We start from the raw sequence: 22632 nt of genomic DNA, 5'->3' as shown, positions 1-22632 counted from the left end.
ACGAGTCGTCAGTCCGTAATCATTAGTGATTGAAAACTATCGACTGTGACTAACAACTTATTCTCTCCTCTTCAACAACACCACATTTTCTACATGGTGCGTGTGCGGGAACATATCTACGGGCTGGACACTGACAACAGAATATCCTTCATCTAAGATGCCCAAATCGCGAGCCTGGGTGGCGGTATTGCAGCTTACATACACAATTCGGTCGGGGGCTGCTTTGAGCAACTGGCGAGTTACGGCCTCGTCCATACCTGCACGGGGAGGATCGGTAATGACCACATCTGGCCGACCATGCTGATCAAAAAAGCTCTCGGTCAGAATATCGCGCATGTCACCAGCAAAGAAGGTCGCATTCGTGATTCCGTTTACCTGAGCATTCACACGCGCATCGGCCACCGAGGCTTCAACATACTCAACACCAATTACTTCCTTTGCCCGACGAGCAACAAACAGGGCAATCGTACCCGTACCAGTGTATAAATCATAAACGCGCTCGTTGCCCGTTAGGCCAGCCCAGTCACGAGTAATTTTGTACAGGTTATGGGCTTGTTGAGCGTTCGTCTGGTAAAACGATTTCGGACCGATACGGAACGTAAGTACGGGCCCATCAGCCTCGCCCATTTGTTCCTCGATATACGGTTTTCCTCCCCAGTTGATTACTTCCTGATCCTGATAGCTATCGTTCTTTTTAGTGTTCAGAATATAGTTCAATGATGTGATCTGAGGGAACGTAGCCTGAAGGTGACCAAGCAAGCCATTTAACAGATCGGGGTTGTCCTGAGCAACCTGCAACGTTACCATAATCTGCTGCGTAGTATCGGCAGTACGGATAATGAGCGTCCGTAGAAAACCGGTATGTGCTTTCAAATTATACAACGTCATATCGTGCTGAAAAACGTACTCGTTTACGGCCTGACGAATGGCGTTGGATGGGTCTGGTTGAAGATAGCAGTGATGAATAGGCAGCACTTTATCAAATCGGCCCGGAACATGAAAGCCTACTGCCCGCTGGTCAATTGTGTGCTGTGTACTCACTTCCTGCTGAGTCAGCCAGCGACCTTCGGCACAGGTAAACTCCAGTTTATTTCGGTAGTACTGAGTTGGGTGCGCGGGCAAAATTGGCAAAATAGCGGGCAACTCGACTTTGCCAATACGCGTCAGATGATCGACCACCTGTTGGTGTTTAAAGCCCAGTTGTTCCGGATATTGTATGTGCTGCCATTTACAGCCGCCACATGTACCAAAATGTTCGCAAAATGGATCGGCCCGTACCGGCGACCACTCGTGAACCCGTTCGGCCACAGCCTCTCGATACTGCTTCTTCTTGTTAGTAATGCGCAGGTCTACTACGTCGCCCGGAGCTACACCCGGCCCACCGGTCGGGTTTTCAACAAAAATCACGCCCTCATCGGTACGAACAATGCATTTTCCCTCGGCAGCTACGGCATCAATTCGAACGCCTGCCAACCGTTCGGGGGTTTTGTGAGTCTTCCTACGCATAAAATAGTCCTAAAAAAACGCTAATTTAAGCAGCCGTTTTGGGACGGTCTCAATACCGAATCGAATCTACGTATGCCAAACCTGTACTGTCCGTTATGGAAAACCTTACTTATGACCTGCTTATTACTGGTTATGAGCCACTTTGCCCTGGCAACCCATATTGTTGGGGGCGAATTGGAGTTGCGTTATCTCGGCTCACAGAGCGCTTATTCCCATCGCATTAACCTGAATCTGTACTTCGATGCCATCAACGGAAATACGGGTGCCAATGATGCTGTCGTTAGCGTCGGTGTTTTTGCCAAACGAACAAACCAGCTTATTGGCTATGTTCCGCTGCCCCGCGTTAGTACCGAGCAGGTAGCCTATACGAGACCCACCTGCGCCGTGGCTGAGTTACGAACATTATTAATTCGATACAGTAACGACCTGAACCTCGACCCTAACGTTTTCAATGATCCTGGTGGTTATTATATGTCCTGGGAGCGTTGCTGCCGAAACGGAACAATCGTCAATATCACGGCTCCCGGTGCAGCCGGTTCTGCATTCTACCTGGAATTTCCAGCCATAAGAAACGGACAGGTTACGGTAGCCAATTCGTCGCCGATATTTACTGTTCCTAAAGGTGATTATGCCTGCGTGGGTCAGCCATTTGTGCTCGACTTTAGTGCCAAAGACGCTGATGGCGATAGTCTGACCTATAACCTGGTTACGCCCTATAATGGGTTTAGTACATCCATTTATCCAGATCCAGGCTCTGTCAATCAGGCGGCCCAACCCGTTTTCAACGCTGGCCCCTACCCACCTGTGCAATGGATCAACGGCATTTCAATCAGCAATGAGATTCCGGGAAGTGTACCCCTACGCGTAGACGCCCGTACCGGGTTGCTCACGGTAACTCCCGACAGAGTTGGCCTCTTCGTGTTCTCGGTTGAAGTTGGTGAATACCGGAATAAAAAATTGATCGGTCTCGTCCGACGCGATTTTCAGGTTTTGGTTGTCGACTGTAAGAAAAACAACCCGCCGACACTCCTTTTCAAGCCTGATGGACAGAAAGGCTTCTACAAAGAAGGAAACGTCATCACAATTGCCGAGAAAGACACAAACTGCCTGAGTTTGTACGTCACTGATATTGACCCGAACCAGCAAATTACCATCACTAACATGAGCGGGTCGCTACCCGGCCTGACACTCACACCCGGTACGTTGCTCACCAAGACCAGTAGCGATACCTTACAAGCTAAATTCTGTTTTGGGCGCTGCGTTGGAGCCGATGGAAAACCGTTTACCTTACTCATCCGGGCCACCGATGATGGGTGTCCGCAAGGATTGAGTGATACGATTAGTATCCGCCTGACAATTATTCCGTCATTAAATAATAAACCTGCAGCCAGCACCGATCTGTTAAATAACATAGGCAAAGCTACGGTTGGCTCATCGTTTAGCTTTACGGCCTTTGGCAACGATATCGATAACGATAATATCACGATTCAGGCTGTCGGGCGCGGCTTTACTCTGGTACAAGCGGGCATGAGCTTTAGTTCTGTTTCAGGTGCGGGAAAAGTCGCTCAACCGTTCACCTGGAAGCCAACCTGTACACAAGCCACACAACCTGAGTATGTAGTCGACTTTATTGTGACCGATACGCGCTGTAATCAAAACCTTCGCGATACTGTCACGGTGCGGCTCTCGGCTGTGGGCATACCCAGCCAGCCACCCAGTATACGCACAACACTGGCCCAGCCTGTCGTTGAACTCTCCGTGAGCCCCTCCGACTCTACCGGCCACACGCAATTCGATGTACTGGGCAACGACCCCGACCGCGACACACTTCGATTAACAGGTACAGGACGCGGATTTGATGTGAAAGCTGCGGGCATGAATTTCACCGACAAAACAGGTCTGCCCACGCTACAATCTGCCTTTAGCTGGACGCCTACCTGCGAATTGATGGCGGGCAAAAGTGAGGCCACATTCATTGTCGATTTCGTAGTTGATGATCGTTCCTGCCAGCCCAATCATACCGACGTGACTAGCGTTACATTCCATGTTAAAAACCCATCGGCTAACGCCGAGATCAAAGTACCCAATGTATTTACCCCCAATGGCGATGGTGCCAACGATTACTTCGCCGTAAAAGACATACCCGAAAATTCGTGTGATGAACAATTCAAACGGGTTGACATCACGAATCGCTGGGGGGCAACCATCTTCACATCGACCGACCCAAAATTTCGCTGGTATGGTAACGATGCTGCCGTTGGCACGTATTATTATCTCCTGCTCACGACCAAACGTACCTTCAAAGGAACAGTAACGCTCATTCGATAAGGAGTTGTTAGTGGCTAGTCGTCAGTTAGTAGTCGTTAGCTAACAGTTAATCATAAAAGCTGTTTTGTTACCGGCTGACAACTAACCACTAGCGACTAATAATGCCTTATCTTTGCCTTCCTCTATGAAAGATAAAATTGTACTTATTACCGGTGCTTCGTCGGGCATTGGTCGGGCATTAGCCTTTGCCTTCGGACATGAAGGAGCTCGTATTGTTATCTGTGGTCGTAAAGCGGATGCACTTCAGTTGGTTAGCGATGAACTTCAGCAGGCTGGCATTACCTGCTTTTCGCTTATTGCCGATGTAAGCATCGAAGCGGATGTAAAAAAACTGATAGACCAAACCATTGCCCATTTCGGCCGACTGGATATACTCATCAATAATGCGGGCATTAGCATGCGCTCTATGCTAATCGATACCGACCCGGCAGTTATCCAGAAAGTGATGGATATCAACTTCATGGGAACGGTTTATGCCACTCGCTACGCCCTCCCCTACATTCAGCAAACCAAAGGTTCTATCGTTGGTATTTCGTCGATTGCGGGTTACCGGGGTCTACCTGTACGGGCTGGCTATTCTGCGTCAAAATTTGCGATGAACGGATTTCTGGAAGCGGTTCGGACTGAATTGCTCCACACGGGCGTTCACGTGCTGACGGCTTGCCCAGGCTTCACAGCTTCCAATATTCGAGTTTCGGCACTAGATGCCCACGGCCAGGCAAAAGGCGAAACAATGCGCGATGAAAGCAGCATGATGAGCGCCGAGGAATGTGCCGATCATATACTCCGAGCCGTAAAAAGTCGGAAACGTGAACTCATTTTGACTGGCCAGGGCAAATTCACTGTCTTTATGAACAAATGGCTTCCTGGTCTGATGGACAAGCTGGTGTACAACACACTGGCCAAAGAGAAGGACTCGCCACTAAAAAAATGATTGAGTGATTGAATGAATGAGTGATTGAATTTCTGCTAGCTATTCAATCACTCATTCATTCAATCACTCAATCATTAAATGATCCACACATTATCTCGCCGGATGAAGTACAGCTCGTTGTGCCAGAGTACGCGTAGGTAGATATCTTTCGTACCCAGAATATTGAGTTTATGCCCCCGGCCGATCACCTCCACAACGGGAGCAGCTGCCGAAGGATCGGTACGTAACAAAACCCGGTCGTGGCTGGTAATACCAGATTGTACACCTTCGGGCAAGTTCGTGAAGATCAATAACAGCAACAGGTAAACGAAGATAATCCATTTCTGCCGCCCTGGAATGGCCTCCTTTTTCACGACTTTAAGCAGCAATACGCTAAACACATAGCCTGCCGGAATCAGCAAAAAAAGCAGAAAGTAGATACCGTATTTACGATAGAAAAGGTAGAAGTAATTTAGATCGTCGGTCTCGTAGCCACTCAGGTTATTAGCCCGAGCAATGTCGCTCATTCGGCGCAGTACCGCGTCGTCGGGATGCCGATCAAAATACACATCCAGGTAATATAACAGCTTCGGCACATCATTTTGCTGCTCATAAGCACTCGCTAACTTCAAAAGCATCGGGTCTGTAGCCGTATGCCCTTCGGCCAGGGCCGCTTCGTACAGACGAGCCGCATGTGCCTGATCGCCAGAAGCAAACAACGAATCGGCACGTCGTAATGAGTCCGGCGAAGCTGTTTGCGCCCAGGCGTTTACAGACAAAAAATAAAAAAATAGACTTATTTTAAGGGTAATGGCTTGCAATGAACGAATAAAGGCCATAATTTTGCACCACAATTACGGACAGCCCCCCTAAACGAGGAACCTTAATTGAACCGATTTGGTAGCTCAGCTGGTAGAGCAATACACTTTTAATGTATGGGTCCTGGGTTCGAATCCCAGCCGAATCACAAAAAAAAAGCCGCTTTAAAGCGGCTTTTTTAATTATAGTCATTTTAGAATGGCAGGTCGTTACTTTCTTCATCAAAAGCTGCATTGAACGACATAGCAGCACCCTGAGGAGCCGCTGGGCGAGACTGCGCTTGTTGAGGAGCTGCCGGGCGAGCTGGTGCCGCACCACCATCTCCTTCTGCTAATTCAATACGGAAAGCCCGCAATTCAGTATACCAACGCTCATTGTATTCCCGCGACTCAGCACTAAAGGTAGCTTTCAGGGTATCGCCCGTAGCGTATTGTTTCAAGTCTGCTACTTTATCGCCCCAAGCGGTTAAGCATACTTTTTTGGGATAGGAAGCATCCAGTGTTTCAATAACGAATTCCTGTTTGCTCCAAGGGCCTTTTTGACTTTGCCCCGATACTTCTGGCAGAACTTTTATGAGTTTTCCGATTAATTCCAGTGCCATATAAATTGGACTTTTAAACGTGATTTAGAAAGATAAAAGTACGAAATTTTAGCCACTTATGCCCCCTCTTTCACGAAAAAAGGAAAAGTTTCGGACTTCCGTTTGGGAAAAGAAAACTAGAATCTTATCTTTGCACCCGCATCACAGAAATGGCCACGTGGTGAAACTGGTAGACACGCCATCTTGAGGGGGTGGTGCTGCAAGGCATGGGAGTTCGAGTCTCCCCGTGGTCACATAAATAACTAAAAGTCAAGCACTTACACTTAACGGTAAGTGCTTTTTTGTTTCTTAGGCAAAGCATCAGGTAGTCATTTATCGAGCATCTGGTGATGGCTTTTCCTGAAAAAGTAGATTACAGTTCTGATTTGCCTGCTCCTTCTGGCACGTTATAGATACCTATAACTTCGCTCTACTCACTCGAACCAGAACGATTTATATTTTCCCAGGTCTTTCATCTCGTTTCTGTAGCAACTGTCCCCGCTATACAATTCCCTAAACAATTGTGTCCCAGTTATCAACAAGAACATATCTATAATTTTCAATGATTATTACAACTAAAAATATTTAGTTTACTATTTATCCATTTAATAAATATAAAGTAATACATATACACATAACTTAAACTACATACATCCCGAAATACACAAATACATATTTTTGCAAATAAGTCTATCTACAGCTTGGGAGAAGCTCAAGCTTACCTGACCGTAAATACTTGTCTTTAACACCATATTATTATTCATGAGAAAATATGTATTGAGTTTTACTCTTTTAATTGCGCTGACAGGCGTAGCACAGGCACAGGACAAAGCAGGCTCTTCCAGCGAGGCCGGTCTAGATTGGTCTAAAGCCTTAAAACGAGGTGACAATTCTTCCGTCGAAACGCTCACGCAACAGCTAAACTATTACCAGAAGAAATCCGTCTATCTATCCCGCCACTCGAAGACATTAACGAAAAAGCTATCGCAACTCGATCTTAAAAATAAGCGACTGGTTTTCAAAGTCGACGAACTACGCCGGGATAGCCTGCAATTGCGTAAGATTCTGCAGGATGCTCTCAACGATAACCAGCAATTGGTCAAATCTTACGAAACCCGAATCCAGGGTATGGCCGGTGAACTGCGCGCCCTTCATGACTCGCTATCTGATTTGCGCTTGGTGAAGCGTGACATGGACATGATCAAACGCTATTTTGACTCAGCTTTGCTGGCCAAGCGGGAATATACATTACCCGTCTATAAAGTCGTTCAAGCGCTTAATGATACGTTTAGAAAGGCCAACTCTCCTTATCAAATCAAAGGAGGAACTGGTCAAGAGTTGATCGTTACTGAAGATTTCAGCTTAAAGAGACCAGGCTTTCTTTTCCTAAAGTCAACTGTTCACATCCAGGGTGAGTATAAACTTAGTTTGAAGCCTCACCCGTTCGATGAAGGGAAGACGCTAGTGGACTGTCAGCCTAGTTTCCAGCGAAAACAGGGCAAGAGCTTAGTTTACGATAGCCAATATGGCGACAAAGTAGGCACTGAAAACCGACTCTTCAGCTACATCGATCAAGCTATCTACTCCAATGACTTACACGCTAACGTCTCTAGTCATAGCCTTCACAATTAATACCGCTTGCCTGGCAAAATCAGATGACTCGTTTAGCCATAAACGAGTTCATCGTCAGGATACAACCACCATTGCTTACCTACGGGCCCAAGTTGAGGATGGTTTATGCCATTGGAAAGCAGGTGAGTATAGTCAGGCTGAGCAGTACTTCCGAAAGGCGGCTACTCATAAATACAGTTGGGGCCAGTACAATCTGGCTCTTTGCTATTTCCACGGAAAAGGAATTTCTAAAGACTTAGTTAAGGCAGCTAACCTAATGCGCCTGGCGTCTATTCAGGGAAATTCAGAAGCGCAGGGGGCACTGGGTAGCATGTATTTCTATGGCATGGGAGTCGAAAAAAATTATACCGAAGCGCTAACCTGGTATCAATTAGCGGCCAAAGCCGGAAATATAACAGCCCATACATACCTGGGTTATTTATACGAAGCTGGGCTAGGCGTACCCAAAAATTATCAGATCGCCTATGACTGGTATCAAAAGGCGGCCGACGAAGGCTGTGGTGACGCTATGCAATGCCTTGGTAATTTATATGAACAAGGCAACGGCGTTGAAAAGAACACAAACGAAGCCCTAAAATGGTATCGGGCAGCGGCTGAACAGAGTATTCCCGAAGCCAGTTATCGGGCTTTTCGAATTTATTACTACGACCGATTAGATACCGTAAACAGCTATACATACCTGACAAGAGCAGCGGCTCAAAACCACGTTGCCGCCTTGTATGAACTTGCCGAAGCCTATTATTTAGGCCTGCTTGGGTGCACCATTGATAAGCAAAAGGCATTACAGTATTACCAGAAGGCAGCCAACTCAGGCAGTAATCTGGCTAGTATGGCCCTCAAAGTCAGAACGTTTCCTGAATCTGAGTAACTTTCATTTATCTAATTTTTTCGATAGGATTTACAGGATGAAACAGGATTTTTTTTTCACAACTCCAATCCTGTTTCATCCTGTAAATCCTATCGAAAAAACTTTAACAACACCCGTCAACAATCCCATTGAATTCGAAATCAGCAACTGCTTAGCCGTACATTTGCGGGCAGTTTACAGCCTACCACGATGGTAGCTAGCTCAAATTCCAGCGAATTTCAATGGACGTAAATTCATACCAGACGCTTAACGATACACGTTTACGATGGCTTTGGGGCATAGCCCTACTTGTTCAACTCTTTTTTTGCATTACACAGGTAGGCTTCTTTCATCCCGATCAACACTTTCAGTTAATTGAGTTTTCGTCCTGGCAGATGGGCGAACCTACCGGCGCTACCAGTGTCTGGGAGTTGACTAGCCATATTCGCCCGACGTTACAGGTTTATTTATTTTCAGGATTTGTAGACGTCTGCCGTTTTTGCCACATAAATGACGCTTATACACAACTCCTAATCCTGCGACTCCTATTTGGGGTATCTGGACTCCTTTTATTTAATGCAATCGGACTATATTATTTCAAGTCCGACAAAAAGCTGCTCTTTTTAGTCCTGCTACTGATCAATTTTTCTTGGGTACTCCCCTACACGCGTACCTTATTCAGCTCAGAGATGGCATCGTCGATGGTGTTTTTCGGGGCTATTTTATTGTATGAACGCAAAGGGGCTAAAACGCTATACGTTTTTCTGATCGGGTTCTTGTTTAGTCTGGCGTTCTATTTCCGTTTTCAGGTCGCCTTTGGTCTGATTGGTTTCGGTTTATGGATGCTGCTTATTGAACGGAAATACACCCGATTGTTACCGATGGCCATTGGCTTTGGTATCGGACTGGCCATCAATATGGTTTTAGATACCAACTTTTATCACCAATTCGTTTTTACGCCCTACGAGTACTACCGGGTGAACATTACAGAAGGCAAAGCGGCTGAATTCGGGACTGCGAGCTTTTTGTATTATGTGGTAATGCTGCTGCTGGTTATCGGTACGCCCCCGATCAGTATTGTCTTGTTTTATTACAGTCTGAAAGGTCTCCTGAAACAATACCGTCAGCCGTTAGCATTCGCTGTGGTGTTTTTTATTGTCGGGCATTGCTTGGTCGCGCATAAAGAAGAGCGCTTTTTATATCCAGTCGTCAATGTGCTGCCTATTCTGGCAGGCTGGGGCTTATCATCATTGCTTACCTACTACGAGCAGGCTAAAACGGGTGCTCGCCGTTTTCTAAAAAACGCCTTGTATGCCAGTATAGCCCTCAATGTAGTAACGCTCATTGCCTTGCTTTTAAATCCTATTGCGCAAACCGTTGAGTTTTCACGAAAGCTGACCAATACGTTTAAAGATTCGAATCCCACGATTTATTGTCTGGGTCGTACGCCGTTTGAAACAGAAAGCCATCTCCCGTTGACGTTCTATCGCCGAAATGCGCCCAATATGAAGCTGGTCAGGATTAATGATGCTGATTCGGCCCAGTACTTACACAATGCCTGGGTGGTTACGACCTACAACGACGCCAAGCCGAAGCTACCTCTCTTAGACAGCCTGGGATTTAAGCCCCAATTTTATTCATCCGCGGCTTTGTGGAACATCAATAAATTTCTACAGTCAAAGGAGATAGGTACTGTCAATGAAATCTGGGTGCTGTATAAAAAGGACTAACGGATCGTGGCCCTAAACAGGTAAGCAGGAAGAGACAAAATTCGTCTCTATAAATCGCGAACGGTCAATTCATTAGAATAAGATACCCTCACTTGTAAGCATAATCTAAGGAAAATCTAATGTTACTCTAAACCAGGCTTAATAACCAGGAAGTAGCTTTGTTGATGATTTGGTCATGTAGGGGATTATAATAAAAACACCAGACGTTTAAATCTGGTGTTTTTATTATTAAGACTTGACCTGGACAAGAATGCATCCGTTTGTGATTGATGAAAAAGCAAAACTACGTAATTCTGGAAGCGCATTGCCCGAAGGTTCTCCTCGATTCGATTGCCACGTTAAAGGCCGATGGCTATAAGGTATTGGCCACGAGTGCTAGTCCGAAAATTTGCCAGTTGGGAAGAACCCGGTTATACGTCCAGGCGATGATGCGGGTTTGCATTTGCTAACTATTCACGCTTTCTTGAGCGGCTTCAGATCGTCTGATAGGTTTGACCAGATCCTTAACTGTTTCCACTCCTCACGAAACTCACGCGAGTCGCCAGTCCACGGATTTAACACATTATCCCTTGTATTTTATCGATAGGGTGATTGCATGAAGAAAATAGTAATCATTGAAGACGACCGACGTATTGCCCAGATGATTAGCCGGGGACTTCAGGAGGAAGGCTATACAACTGAGGTCGTTTATGAAGGCATTAATGGCAGGCAGGTAGCTCTAAAACCAGATGTCGATTTATTACTTCTTGATCTCAACCTACCCGGCATCAATGGGTTCGAAGTTTGCCGTAGCGTACGGGCGGCTAAACCTTCGCTGCCCATCATCATCCTGTCGGCAATGGGAGAAATAGAAGATAAAGAAGAAGGACTGGCATTAGGAGCCGATGACTACCTGGTCAAACCTTTCGATTTTCGGGAGCTGGTTGCCCGCGTGAAAACCAGCCTTCGCCGGTCGGCGTACATGAGCGGGCTAAGCACCGAGTCGGAGCAGACTTGGCAGGTCGCAAATTTGACGGTAAACCTTATCACGAAAGAAGTTCGCCGGGGAGAGGTTAAAATAGATCTGACAGCTCGTGAATTTTCTCTGCTTGACTACCTGATGCGTAACCGGGGCAAAGTACTCTCCAAACTGGATATTGCCGAACATGTGTGGTCGCTCAATTATGACCCAGATTCTACCGTCGTCGAAGTTTATATTAATTACCTCCGCAAAAAAATAGATCGCGACTTTAAGCCCAAACTGATTCACACCCGACTCGGTATGGGCTATGTGTTGAAAGAGGAATAGATGGCTACGTAAATTTACTAAATACACATTTTCGCCATAACAATCTAGACGTCAATACATTCCAATTCATTTATTACAAACCTATAAGGTCTTTGATACCTTATAGGTTTCGACTGCCCACTTGTTGAAGCAATCAGCTTCTAATCTTTTTCTAATTGTTTTCTATAGATATTATAAGGTTAGCTTAAGCCTGCTGTAACCTTCACAATGGACCTTTGTAGCCATTCATTGGGTCTCTCATGCGGTTATCAATTTCGTTACTTTTTATTTTAGTCAGTGCCCGATCGCTTCAGGCACAGGTTACTACTGAACAGGATTCTATTCAGTTAACGCTCCGGCAGGCCGACAGTCTGTTTGTGAAAAACAACCTACTCTTACTGGCTGAGCGGTTTCGGATCGATGCCAGTCAGGCGCAGGTGTTACAAGCTCGTTTATACGACAATCCGACGGTTAGCCTCGAACTAAGTGCGTATAACGGCGATGAACGGCGGGTACTTGATGTAGGCAAACAGGGCCAGAAAATCGTTTCCATTCAGCAATTGCTCTACACAGCGGGCAAACGGAACAAACGAATCGCGCTGGCCTCCGAAGCGGCCCAACTGACTCAGTTTGAACTACTCGATTTAGTTCGCGGGCTACGTTTTGACCTGCGGAGTCGATTCTATTCCATTTATTTTCAACAGAAAACTCTGACTCGCTTCGATCAGCAACTGGCCACCCTCCAGACAACCGTAGCGGCTTATGAAATACAATACAATCGAAACAACGTATCGCTTCGGGAGCTACTCCGGCTGAAAGCCTTGCTGTTTCAACTCAACAATGACCGGACGGCTATTGTGTTTCAACTAGCCGACGATCAACGGGCGCTACGCACGTTATTATCGGTCGATCAGCCCATTAAGCCGCTGGTTATCGATGAAAAATTGGCCCGTTACAGCCTGCCCATCCAATCAGAAGATACGCTACAGCAAATGGCGTTGCGCAATCGGCCCGATTTAAAAGCGGCCGAATCGTTAACGAAGCAAGCCGAGTTGAATCACACACTCCAGCGTGCTTTGGCAACGCCCGATTTACGCGTAGGGGGAACGTACGATCAGGCCGGAAGCTACATTCAGAATTACGTTGGGTTGTCTGTTTCGGCCGACATTCCCGTGTTCAATCGCAACCAGGGAGCCATTCGGGCGGCTCGTAGCCAGATTCAGTACCAAAGTCAGTTACAGCGTCAAAAGGCGATTCAGGTGAATAACGAAGTGGCGACATCCCTGCAAAAAGTACGGGAAGTGGAACGAAGGGTACAATCGATTGAACAACAGTTTACTGATCAGTTCGATCAGTTGAACCGGGGCGTCATTACCAGCTTTCAAAAAGGGAATATTACCCTTCTTGAATTTGTCGACCTGATCGAATCCTATAACGATAGCATCAGCCAGCTCAATCGCCTGAAGGCCGACCGGGTGAGTGCTTACGAAGAACTCAATTACCTCATCGGCGAAGACTTATTTTAAGTAAGCCCGGTCACCTGTCTGGCCAGCACACCAGTAGCAAGCCTATTCTTCATACGCCCGAACCGACGATCTGGGCTCATCCAATAACCATGAAAATCAACATCTTACTATTTCTTAGTGGACTGACTATTATTAGTTCATGTACCCCCAAACCAGCAGCAGAAGAGGCCGGAGCCTTTATGCTTTCTGATACCATGATGCGCCGTATTCGTCTCGACAGTGCAGTAACGCAGCCTGTACGAAGCGAACTGACCCTGGTTGGCAAAGTTGTAGCCGACGAGAACCGGGTCATTAAGGTGTTTCCGCTGGTGGGTGGCAACGTAGAAGATGTTAAAGTTGAGTTGGGCGATTACGTCCGCAAAGGCCAAACGCTGGCGGCAATCCGATCGGGCGAAGTAGCTGATCTGGAACGCCAGTCAATCCAGGCCCAGTCGGATTTGCTGGTGGCCGAAAAAAATCTTCGGGTAGCGCAGGATCTGTTTGAGACCAAACTTACGTCGCAACGCGAAGTAGTAGCCGCTCAAAAAGAGGTGGAAAAAGCGCAGGCAGAAGCTACCCGAGTCAAAGAAGTATTCCGCATTTATGGCATCGGCAAAGCGTCGATGTACACCGTAAAAGCGCCCATTGACGGCTACGTCATCGAGAAGAACGTGAACCGCGATATGCAACTCCGCTCCGACAACGCCGACAACCTGTTTACCATTGGCCAGATTAGCGAAGTGTGGGTACTAGCCAATGTGAACGAAAGCGACATCGGCCGGGTACGAACGGGTATGGAAGCGACCGTGCAAACACTCAGCTATCCTGACGAACTCTTTAAGGGCCATGTTGATAAAATCTACACCGTGCTGGACCCCAATACCAAGGCGATGACGGTTCGAATTCGGCTCAACAACAAGGGGATGAAACTCCGGCCCGAGATGCATGCCACCGTAACCTTGCGCTACGAAGACGGCGGGAAACTGGCAACGGTGCCCTCTGCAGCTGTGATTTTCGACCGCTCAAAGCAATATGTCATGGTCTTCCGGAATCGGTCTGACATTGAAACCCGTGAAGTCAGTGTCCTCAAATCGCTGGGCGAAGTGGCTTATATCAGCCAGGGTATCAAACCCGGCGAAAAGGTTATTTCCAAAAATCAACTGCTGGTCTACAACGCACTCAACAATTAAAAAGGAGAAAGGAGGAAAGGGAGGAAGGAGTAAAGGAATACAGCATCAGAACTGTTTTCTCTTTTCCTCTACTCCCTTTCTTCCCTCCTCCCTTTCCTCCTTCTTATGAATAAATTCATTCGTAACATAGTCGGGTTTTCGCTTAAGAATCGATTCTTTATTTTCTTTATGACCCTGGGGTTGGTCATTGCAGGTATATACAGCTACCTACACACCCCGCTCGAAGCCTTCCCCGACGTCACCAACACCCAGATTATTGTGGTAACGGAGTGGAACGGCCGCTCTGCCGAAGAGGTGGAACGGTTCGTAACCGTACCCATTGAGGTGGCTATGAACTCCGTTCAGCGAAAAAGCAATGTTCGGTCAACGACCATGTTTGGGTTGTCGGTTATGAAAATCATTTTCGACGATGGGGTTGATGATTTCTTTGCCCGACAACAGGTCAATAACCTGCTCCGCAACGTGTCATTACCCGAAGGTGTCGACCCAGAAATACAGCCTCCTTACGGCCCAACGGGCGAAATTTTCAGGTATACGCTCGAAAGTAAAAACCGCAACAGCCGCGAATTGCTTACGCTGCAAAACTGGGTAGTTGACCGTCAGCTACGAAGTGTACCAGGTGTGGCCGACATCGTGGCGTTTGGTGGACGCGATAAGATTTATGAGCTGCGGGTCAACCCAACCCAACTGACCAAATATGATATTACGCCCCTGGAAGTGTACCAGGCCGTTACCCGCAGCAACATCAATGTGGGGGGCGATGTTATTGAGCGTAACAGTCAGGCCTATGTGGTACGCGGTATCGGGTTACTGACGTCGATTCAGGACATTGAAAATATTCTTATTGAGGAAGTTGGCGGCAATCCGGTGTTAGTCAAAAACGTAGCCGAAGTCGCGGAATCAAACCTGCCTCGTGTTGGGCAAGTAGGTCTGGATACCAACGACGATGTGGTTGAAGGCATCATTGTGATGCGGAAAGGCGAAAACCCCAGCGAAATTCTGGGTCGGGTAAAAGCAAAAATCGAGGAATTGAACACGCGCGTCCTACCGTCCGATGTGAAGATGGTAACGTTCTACGACCGCGACAACCTTATTGAGTTCTGTACCCACACTGTTTTGCACAACCTTACTGAAGGTATCGTTCTGGTAACGGTCATCGTTTTTCTGTTCATGGCCGATTGGCGAACTACGCTCATCGTGTCCATCATTATTCCGTTAGCGCTGTTGTTTGCATTCATGTGCCTGAAATTGAGGGGCATGTCAGCAAACCTGCTCTCTATGGGCGCGGTCGATTTTGGTATTATCATCGATGGAGCTGTGGTTATGGTCGAGGGGATTTTCGTCTCACTCGATCACATGGCCCATCGCATGGGCATGGAGCGCTATAATCGAATGGCTAAACTTGGCTTAATTCGAAAAACAGGTGGTGAATTAGGCAAGGCGGTGTTCTTCTCCAAGTTAATCATCATCACGGCGCTGCTCCCCATTTTTTCGTTCGAGAAAGTAGAAGGTAAGATGTTTTCGCCCCTCGCCTGGACATTAGGTTTTGCCTTACTGGGTGCGCTCTTATTCACCCTTACCCTGGTGCCGGTCTTGTGCTCCATGCTCTTACGGAAAAACGTTCGGGAGAAGAACAACCCCATTGTCAACTTCTTCAACCGAATTGTGATGGCGGGTTTTGGCTGGTGTTACCGTAACCGTCGGATTAGTCTGGTTGGGGCGATTGCCTTCATGATCGCTACATTTTTTTCGTCGACAATGCTTGGAACCGAGTTTTTGCCCCAACTCAACGAAGGCGCTCTGTGGGTAACTGCGGAGCTACCGATGAGTATGTCGCTTCCCGAAAGCGTCGATATGGCCAAAACCATTCGACAAGACCTGAATACATTCCCCGAAGTGAAACAGGTGCTCTCGCAGGTAGGTCGTTCCAACGACGGTACCGACCCGAACGGCTTTTATTTCTGCCAGTTTCAGGTAGATCTAAAACCGAAAGAAGAATGGTCGCGGAAGATCAGTACGGAGCAACTGACCGACGAAATGGATGCAAAGTTGAAGAACTATGCGGGCATTCTCTACAACTACTCGCAGCCGATTATCGACAACGTAGCTGAAGCTGTAGCGGGGTATAAAGCCAGTAATGGCATCAAGATTTTCGGGCCAGATGTGTATGAACTGGAAAAATATGCCAACCAGGCGTTGGCGGCTGTTCGAGATGTTGAAGGCATCAAAGACCTGGGCATCATTCGGAACGTAGGCCAGCCTGAACTCAGCGTTCTGTTTCACGATCACAAAATGGCTCTCTACGGCGTTTCGACGGCCGATGCGCAGGCCGTAATCGAAATGGCAATTGGCGGAAAAACGGCCTCGATTTTGTACGAAGGCGAACGCAAGTTTGATATCCGCGTTCGGTTTCTGCCTGAGTACCGTAAAAGCGAAGAGGACATCATGCGCCTAATGGTACCGACCATGAGCGGAGGCAAAATTCCTTTAAAAGAAATCGCGAGCATCCGGCAAATTACAGGCCCCGCCTTTATCTATCGCGACCTTAACAAACGGTTCATCGGCGTTAAATTCTCCGTACGTGGTCGTGATTTAGGCAGTACTATTGCCGAAGCGCAGCAACGAGTACTGGCCAAACTTCAACCCGCAAAAGGGTACTCGGTAGAATGGGTTGGTGAGTTTGAGAATCAGGTGCGGGCTACTGGCCGTTTAGGACAAGTCGTTCCGATTAGTATTGCCGCCATTTTCGTCATTCTGTTTATCACCTTCGGCAATGCCAAAGACGCTGGTCTCGTTCTGTTCAATGTCCCTTTTGCGTTGATTGGCGGTATTCTGGCTCTCCACGTAACAGGCATGAATTTCGGAATTTCGGCGGGGGTTGGCTTCATTGCGTTGTTTGGGATTTGCGTACAGAATGGGGTTATCCTGATTTCGGTCTTCAACCAAAACCGAAAAGACCGAATGCCACTCGACGAAGCCATTCGGGAAGGGGTTCGATCACGGATTCGCCCTGTCGTCATGACGGCCCTTATGGCAGCTATTGGTCTTTTGCCCGCAGCTGTTTCAACTGGTATTGGCTCCGAAACGCAAAAGCCACTGGCTATTGTCGTTATCGGGGGCTTGATTACGGCAACGGTGTTAACCCTACTCATTTTCCCAATTATCTACCGACTTTTTAATCGGCACCACATTCACCGACTGAGTGATTTAGACTAGTATAATTACGGACAAAGTAGTGCTTTTATCGTAGTTGTTTTCATGAATGAGGCTCTTGGGTTCCATGCAAAAAGCCAACTTCTCTGGAGATTGGCTTTTTGCATGGAATACTGTCGGCTTTACAAGTGGCCATTGCCCGATTTCCCTTAGGTAGTATCTGATCAATTCTGTTCTGTTTGTTCTAAATTTTCAGGCCACCCTACTGTTACCGATATTGCTAAAGTAATAACTAGACAACATTTTATACTTAGCTACTCTTTCGCCTAAACGTATCTTTAAAAAATCCTAGTCAACCAGTTAATATATAAAGAAAAACAGTTTTATAGTCACTTGTAACTAGGTTTCGCTACGCTCAATAAATTTCATGTCAGTACACATAACAAAGACATACCTTTGTCTCAACCATTCATCGTAACCTGCACTCATGAAATCAAACTACCTCCTGCCAGTCACCTGGCTAACCGTACTTTTTGTATCCTTCTGCCTCTTTCTTCTCGCCTTGAAGGGTCTTTGTCTTCTTATTTCCATGTAGATAAATTGGGTATAAATACTTAATCTTATTTTAATATATACCCAATTAACTTTATCGACTATTTCATCATACAGCTATGGAAATCTCTTATGGCCCCGGCCAATATTGTTCTTCATTACCTGTGAGCTGCACAGGTTCGCTTTGGAAAGGGTATGGTGGCTGGCTGCTTCATACTTGCTCGTTTTTAGTCGTAGAAGCTACTCGTCGACACAGCCGGGTAGTACGCACTGCCTGCCAGGCAGGCCCGATCTCTGTTGATCGCACAATACGAAACTACCAGTCTAACTCCGTTGTGAATTCCTGCGCACCTGTGTTTTCGGTGCGCCCAAAAGTATTTAAGTTAACGCATGCTGCCAGACTATGGCCTGTGGCAGTGAGTAGGTCTAATGGTGCATTTTTCCCGCGCCACCAGTTAATTGCTTCTTAGTAGTATTGCCAAATAGACATTGCCTCTCTACGTATGAATAGTATACGTAGAGAGGCAATGTCTATTTTATTAATATGGTATTCGATTAGGCCATTTCGCTCTGGCTACGGATGCCCCGATCTCAACAACTGCAGCGCTTCTACTAGCTCAATGCGCTTTCGGGTATAATACACCAACTCCTGAGCGGCATCGGTATGCATAGTCTCGTCATCTGGAGAAGCACCATCGAGGGTAAACAACTCGATAGTCTCATATAACTCATCGATTAGCGCATCGCACTGTTTTATCATATCCTCCAGTAGCTTTCTCTGCTGATCAGCATTCGGATTTATTGCGTCATTAGGCTGCCCCATAGCTTTAGTAATCATTAGGCCTTTCGTTTAGAGCCGTGCCACGGTTAGCCACATAGCCCAAAAGAACCGTGGCACGGCTCTAAGCGAAAGGCCTAATCATGCAAGCGTTCTTGTAGTGGCTATGTTAGTTTATACAACAGCACGAATGTTTATCGTGGTCAATTCATGCAAGCTCTCTAGCATTCATTCCTGGCGCAGATAGCCAGATAATTAATGTATAGTCCCTTGCTAGTTTACCGTAAAGGCAAGAAAATATGACCGACTGTTTCGGTTAAAGGACTAATTTAATGAATTTAAAATAGACTATTTACCAGAAGTTTAGTACTATTTCCAATTCCGTTCACAGCAGCGTTGAGGAGTCTACTTTTTGCCGATCGCAGCTATCGATATACTCAAAGGGGAGGTAGGGTCATGTAACAGTTGGCGGTATTGTGTCTAATTAGAGAAACCCGAAAATGGAAACAATGACACAAAACATAAACTTAAAAAGAAATAATATATCAATTAAAACACACAAAATTAAAGAACGGTCATTTTTATATATTTTTGGTAACAAAAAGAGCTACTTGCTTATTTTGCTACCTATTGGGGAGATCGTCAATTTTAAGTATCGAAAAGCCTGATAGACACGGCCATTCGATTTAAATCAATAGATGGGCAAATGACAACAATCAGGCGTGCCGAATAGCCATATCGATTACCATGACAACTATCAGGCAGTCAACACCTTTTTGCACGATTGAACGCACGAAACAATATCGTATTATCGCACACTCATTATCCATACTTTCGCGCCATTACCAGCATTGATCCGCACAGGCAGTTCCGAACAAGAGTTGCCCTCCTTCAATTTGTTAGTGTTAATGAATAAATATGAACTCGTTTGAACCTACCCAGCGCCGATTGAACCGTCTTAAGCGCCAGTTGGTCTGCCAGAAAAAGGAACAACGTCGGGTCGAGCGGCAGTTGAAACTAAAGTCGTTACGCCTTAGCCAATCGGAAGAGCAACAAAGGCTGCTGAACGATGCGTTGAATCAACAGCGAACTAGTAACCTTGAGCAAGGTCAGCAAAGCGAGTATCAGTACCGCCAGCTGATCGACTCGGCTCAGGATATAATCTTCAAAATTTCGCCCGAAGGCTACTTCACCTTTACCAATTCGATGGTGGAGAGCTTCTTAGGCTATACGCAAGCTGAATTACTTGGTCGACATTTTGTCCATTTGATTTTACCGGACTACCGAACTGAAGTGATCAACTTCTACCAGACAATGGTGCAAACCGGGCAAGAAGCTACCTATGTCGAGTTTCCGATACGCGCTAAAGATGGTACAGCCGTCTGGATTGGGCAGACAGTTGGTCTGGTAAAGAACGAGCAGCAGGTACCTGAACTGGTAGCGGTGGCCCGAGATATTACCCAACGAAAACTTACCGAAGATTCGTTTCAATTGACCCAGGCCCGCCTGGAATCGCTCATTACCAACCTACACAGTGGGGTGTTGGTGGAAGATGAGCACCGAAAAATTATCCTGACCAATCAACTTTATTGCGATCTGTTTAGTATCGACCAGTCGCCCAACGAATTGATTGGCAAGGAGTTCATTTCAGTAGCCATACCTCCCGCTCTTTTGTTTGCAAATGCCGAACAGTTCTTTGATCGGATGGACGAAATTGTTCACGATCGAGTCGCCATCCGGAACCAGGTAACTCATCTGGCCGACGGACGAGTGCTGGAATGGGATTATATTCCAATCTGGCTGGACGGACATTACCGGGGCCAACTTTGGAAGTACGGCGATATTACGCAGAAATACCAGGCAGATGAACGTATCCGACGAAGCGAAGAAAAGTACCGAACCATCATGAATACGATGGAACTAGGCCTGCTTGAAGTCGATAACGATCAGACAATTTTACGAGCCTACGATCGCTTTTGTCAGATGCTGGGCTATAGTCAGGATGAGCTGGTCGGCAAAAACGCGGCCAATTTGCTGGTTCACCCTGAGTTTAAAGAAGAACTTAGTCGGCAACAGGTGCAACGCGGACAAGGCCAGACTGGCTCCTACGAAATGGCCTTAATGCGGAAAGATGGCAGTCGTATCTGGGTGCTGGTTAGTGGTGTTCCTATCGTTGACGAAACTGGAACGCTGGTTGGGTCTATGGGCATTCACTTTGACCTGAGTGAGCGCAAGCGCCTTGAAGAAGAACTAGCCCTGGCCCGACAAATCGCGGAGGATGCCCGACATACCGAAAAGCAGTTTCTGGCCAACATGAGCCATGAAATCAGGACGCCCCTTAATGCCATCCTGGGCTTTTCAAATCTACTGGAAACGACGCCGTTAGATACGGAGCAGAAAGAGTTTGTCAGTTTCATCCGAACGGCAGGCAAAAATCTGCTCAGCATCGTCAATGATATCCTCGACATCTCCAAAATTGAAGCAGGCATGTTGCCGCTAGAATCCATTCCGTTCAGCATTCCTTCGCTGGCAGATTCGATTCGAACGATGCTTCATTCGGCGGCTACCGAAAAAAATCTGTGGTTACTTGTCGAAACCGACCCTACCCTACCACCGGTTGTTCTGGGCGATCCAACACGACTCACCCAGATTTTGGTCAACTTGCTCAACAACGCGATCAAATTTACGCAACACGGTGGTGTTCGGGTACGCATTGAAAAAAGAGCCATAACAGCCGACTCCGTACAGGTACGTTTTAGCGTACAGGATACAGGCATTGGCATGGCTGCCGATATCCTCCCCTTTATTTTTGAGCGATTCCGTCAGGCGAGCGATTTTACAACCCGTTATTACGGTGGCACAGGTCTTGGGTTAAATATCGTTAAATCGCTCACCGAAATGCAGGGCGGCTCCATTAGCGTTTCCAGCACGCTTGGCGAGGGGTCGTGTTTCACGCTGGAGATTCCTTATCGAATAGCCGCTACTCAAATCGATCTGATTGCCGAAAGGTCAACTGTTGCTCTAAATCCAGCGCTTTCCGATCTGCGCATTCTGATTGTGGAAGATAACCTGATGAACCAGAAATTGGCGCTTCAGGTCCTCAAACGATTGGGCTACGCTGCCCAGCTAGCTGAAAATGGCCAACTGGCTATTAACAGCCTGCAAATGAACGATTTCGATCTGGTGTTAATGGACATTCAGATGCCGGTTATGGACGGATATACAGCCACCCGCTATATTCGAAATACATTGCGCAAGAACGTGCCAATTATTGCGATGACCGCTCATGCCCTGGCCAGCGAACGAGAACAATGCTTACAGGCTGGTATGAACGACTTTCTGCCGAAACCTTTCCAGGTGGAGGAGCTACAGCGCATTTTACGAAAATACACGCCCCTGCATTATCCAGAGCAACATTCATCCGTTAAATCCCAGGAAGAGATAGCGCCCAAACCAAGCTTCTCGATGGAGGTCTTACTCAGCGCTTTAGACGATGACCAGGAGTTTGCCGCTGAAGTGATGGAGCTGTTTTTGGCGCAAACCCCAGGCGAGATTCAGCAGATTCGGCAGGCACTCGAAAAAAACGAACCGACTACGATTGGTGGAATTATTCACGCGCAAAAAGTAGCGTTTCAGATGTTCGGATTGACCGAAATGGTCCAATTAAGTCAAACTATAGGTACCCGAATAACGAATAAACAACCCGTTAGTGAAATTGAACCACTCGTTCATCAATTTATACGAACACTGGAAGCAGAACTACCGGCCATACAGTCTGCCTTAGCAGACATCGGTTAATTAGTAACGGGACGAACAACCTAATTATGGACTT

General features: G+C 46.8%; 16 protein-coding genes and 2 tRNA genes. 14 read left to right on the top strand and 4 right to left on the bottom strand.

Annotated elements, in window-relative coordinates; translation table 11 throughout:
* Positions 1–57 precede the first annotated feature (57 nt).
* Positions 58–1506: a 23S rRNA (uracil(1939)-C(5))-methyltransferase RlmD gene (gene rlmD / locus H3H32_RS05580; protein ID WP_182461668.1), complete on the bottom strand. Its 1449-nt coding sequence runs from the start codon at positions 1504–1506 to the stop codon at positions 58–60.
* Positions 1507–1578: 72 nt separating this feature from the next.
* On the opposite strand from rlmD, the gene H3H32_RS05575 reads away from it, so the two are divergent.
* Both H3H32_RS05575 and H3H32_RS05570 read left to right on the top strand, forming a co-directional pair.
* Positions 1579–3834, top strand: a complete 2256-nt coding sequence (locus H3H32_RS05575) for a T9SS type B sorting domain-containing protein (protein ID WP_182461667.1) — start codon at positions 1579–1581, stop codon at positions 3832–3834.
* A gap of 124 nt (positions 3835–3958) precedes the next feature.
* Positions 3959–4768, top strand: coding sequence for an SDR family oxidoreductase (locus H3H32_RS05570; RefSeq protein ID WP_182461666.1), 810 nt, complete (start codon positions 3959–3961; stop codon positions 4766–4768).
* A 74-nt stretch (positions 4769–4842) separates the two neighbouring features.
* Here H3H32_RS05570 and H3H32_RS05565 read toward each other — a convergent pair whose 3' ends face one another.
* Positions 4843–5586 (bottom strand): tetratricopeptide repeat protein, encoded by a 744-nt coding sequence (locus H3H32_RS05565; protein WP_182461665.1) that lies wholly within the window; start codon positions 5584–5586, stop codon positions 4843–4845.
* A 55-nt stretch (positions 5587–5641) separates the two neighbouring features.
* On the opposite strand from H3H32_RS05565, the gene H3H32_RS05560 reads away from it, so the two are divergent.
* Positions 5642–5714 (top strand) — tRNA-Lys (locus H3H32_RS05560).
* Between the two features lie 45 nt (positions 5715–5759).
* Here the strand turns inward: H3H32_RS05560 and H3H32_RS05555 are convergent.
* Positions 5760–6167 carry a DUF3127 domain-containing protein gene (locus tag H3H32_RS05555; protein WP_182461664.1) on the bottom strand — a complete coding sequence of 136 codons (408 nt, stop codon included), beginning with the start codon at positions 6165–6167 and terminating at the stop codon, positions 5760–5762.
* Between the two features lie 151 nt (positions 6168–6318).
* Between H3H32_RS05555 and H3H32_RS05550 the strand changes: the two genes are divergently transcribed.
* From H3H32_RS05550 to H3H32_RS05505, 10 genes are all read left to right on the top strand, one after another.
* Positions 6319–6400 (top strand) — tRNA-Leu (locus H3H32_RS05550).
* A gap of 508 nt (positions 6401–6908) precedes the next feature.
* Positions 6909–7778 (top strand): hypothetical protein, encoded by an 870-nt coding sequence (locus H3H32_RS05545; protein WP_182461663.1) that lies wholly within the window; start codon positions 6909–6911, stop codon positions 7776–7778.
* The gene (locus tag H3H32_RS05540) at positions 7735–8646 is read left to right on the top strand and encodes an SEL1-like repeat protein (protein ID WP_182461662.1); all 912 of its coding nucleotides are present in this window, start codon (positions 7735–7737) and stop codon (positions 8644–8646) included. The genes H3H32_RS05545 and H3H32_RS05540 overlap by 44 nt, the downstream gene beginning before the upstream one ends.
* Before the next feature lie 221 nt (positions 8647–8867).
* Positions 8868–10355 carry a glycosyltransferase family protein gene (locus H3H32_RS05535; protein ID WP_182461661.1) on the top strand — a complete coding sequence of 496 codons (1488 nt, stop codon included), beginning with the start codon at positions 8868–8870 and terminating at the stop codon, positions 10353–10355.
* 269 nt (positions 10356–10624) lie between these two features.
* Complete coding sequence (locus H3H32_RS05530) at positions 10625–10804, top strand: hypothetical protein (protein WP_182461660.1); 180 nt, start codon at positions 10625–10627, stop codon at positions 10802–10804.
* A gap of 146 nt (positions 10805–10950) precedes the next feature.
* On the top strand, positions 10951–11643 hold the full coding sequence (locus H3H32_RS05525; protein WP_182461659.1) for a response regulator transcription factor: 693 nt from the start codon (positions 10951–10953) through the stop codon (positions 11641–11643).
* Between the two features lie 239 nt (positions 11644–11882).
* On the top strand, positions 11883–13148 hold the full coding sequence (locus H3H32_RS05520) for a TolC family protein (protein WP_182461658.1): 1266 nt from the start codon (positions 11883–11885) through the stop codon (positions 13146–13148).
* A gap of 89 nt (positions 13149–13237) precedes the next feature.
* Positions 13238–14317 carry an efflux RND transporter periplasmic adaptor subunit gene (locus tag H3H32_RS05515; RefSeq protein WP_182461657.1) on the top strand — a complete coding sequence of 360 codons (1080 nt, stop codon included), beginning with the start codon at positions 13238–13240 and terminating at the stop codon, positions 14315–14317.
* Between the two features lie 105 nt (positions 14318–14422).
* Complete coding sequence (locus tag H3H32_RS05510) at positions 14423–17533, top strand: efflux RND transporter permease subunit (protein ID WP_182461656.1); 3111 nt, start codon at positions 14423–14425, stop codon at positions 17531–17533.
* A 608-nt stretch (positions 17534–18141) separates the two neighbouring features.
* On the top strand, positions 18142–18492 hold the full coding sequence (locus H3H32_RS05505; RefSeq protein ID WP_182461655.1) for a hypothetical protein: 351 nt from the start codon (positions 18142–18144) through the stop codon (positions 18490–18492).
* Positions 18493–18596: 104 nt separating this feature from the next.
* Here the strand turns inward: H3H32_RS05505 and H3H32_RS05500 are convergent, their stop codons facing one another.
* Positions 18597–18860 (bottom strand): hypothetical protein, encoded by a 264-nt coding sequence (locus tag H3H32_RS05500; RefSeq protein ID WP_182461654.1) that lies wholly within the window; start codon positions 18858–18860, stop codon positions 18597–18599.
* A gap of 858 nt (positions 18861–19718) precedes the next feature.
* Here H3H32_RS05500 and H3H32_RS05495 point away from each other — a divergent pair.
* A complete protein-coding gene (locus H3H32_RS05495; RefSeq protein ID WP_182461653.1) occupies positions 19719–22598 on the top strand; it encodes a PAS domain-containing hybrid sensor histidine kinase/response regulator in 2880 nt (959 codons plus the stop codon).
* The last annotated feature ends 34 nt before the right edge of the window (positions 22599–22632 follow it).

The sequence above is a fragment of the Spirosoma foliorum genome (genome assembly GCF_014117325.1).
GTDB classification, from domain to species: Bacteria; Bacteroidota; Bacteroidia; order Cytophagales; family Spirosomataceae; genus Spirosoma; species Spirosoma foliorum.
Note: the sequence above shows the minus strand (reverse complement) of the source record. Positions and strands in the feature narration are given on the sequence as shown.